Annotated in this window: 1 rRNA gene; it reads left to right on the forward strand. The window is 56.7% G+C overall.

Annotated features, from left to right (window positions below):
* Positions 1–1,283 (forward strand): 23S ribosomal RNA (locus M8J73_RS40205); the annotation flags it as partial.

The raw sequence follows: 1,283 nt of genomic DNA on the forward strand, positions 1-1,283 counted from the left end.
CGAGTCAGAAACCGTTGATGTAGGCGAAGGACATGCGAAAGGTCCGGCGTAGAGGGTAAGACCCCCGTAGCTGAAACATTAGCGGCTCGTTTGAGAGACACCCAAGTAGCACGGGGCCCGAGAAATCCCGTGTGAATCTGGCGGGACCACCCGCTAAGCCTAAATATTCCCTGGTGACCGATAGCGGATAGTACCGTGAGGGAATGGTGAAAAGTACCGCGGGAGCGGAGTGAAATAGTACCTGAAACCGTGTGCCTACAAGCCGTGGGAGCGTCGGAACAAGGCTTGCCTTGTTCTCGTGACTGCGTGCCTTTTGAAGAATGAGCCTGCGAGTTTGCGGTGTGTTGCGAGGTTAACCCGGGTGGGGTAGCCGTAGCGAAAGCGAGTCCGAATAGGGCGCTGTAGTAGCACGCTCAAGACCCGAAGCGGAGTGATCTAGCCATGGGCAGGTTGAAGCGGAGGTAAGACTTCGTGGAGGACCGAACCCACCAGGGTTGAAAACCTGGGGGATGACCTGTGGTTAGGGGTGAAAGGCCAATCAAACTCCGTGATAGCTGGTTCTCCCCGAAATGCATTTAGGTGCAGCGTCGTGTGTTTCTTGCCGGAGGTAGAGCACTGGATAGGCGATGGGCCCTACCGGGTTACTGACCTTAGCCAAACTCCGAATGCCGGTAAGTGAGAGCGCGGCAGTGAGACTGTGGGGGATAAGCTCCATGGTCGAGAGGGAAACAGCCCAGAGCATCGACTAAGGCCCCTAAGCGTACGCTAAGTGGGAAAGGATGTGGAGTCGCAGAGACAACCAGGAGGTTGGCTTAGAAGCAGCCACCCTTGAAAGAGTGCGTAATAGCTCACTGGTCTAGTGATTCCGCGCCGACAATGTAGCGGGGCTCAAGCGTACCGCCGAAGTCGTGTCATTGCGATATGTACCCCCAACGGGGATCGTGATGGGTAGGGGAGCGTCGTCTGCCGGGTGAAGCAGCCGCGTAAGCGAGTTGTGGACGGTTGACGAGTGAGAATGCAGGCATGAGTAGCGATACAAACGTGAGAAACGTTTGCGCCGATTGACCAAGGGTTCCTGGGTCAAGCTGATCTGCCCAGGGTAAGTCGGGACCTAAGGCGAGGCCGACAGGCGTAGTCGATGGATAACCGGTTGATATTCCGGTACCCGCTGTGAAGCGTCAAACATCGAACCCATTAATGCTAAGGCCGTGAAGCCGCCCCGGAGCCTTCGGGCAAAGGGGAGTGGTGGAGCCGCTGACCCAAGGTGGTAGTAGGTGAGTGAT

The organism is Streptomyces neyagawaensis (genome assembly GCF_023516595.1).
Lineage (GTDB): Bacteria > Actinomycetota > Actinomycetes > Streptomycetales > Streptomycetaceae > Streptomyces > Streptomyces neyagawaensis.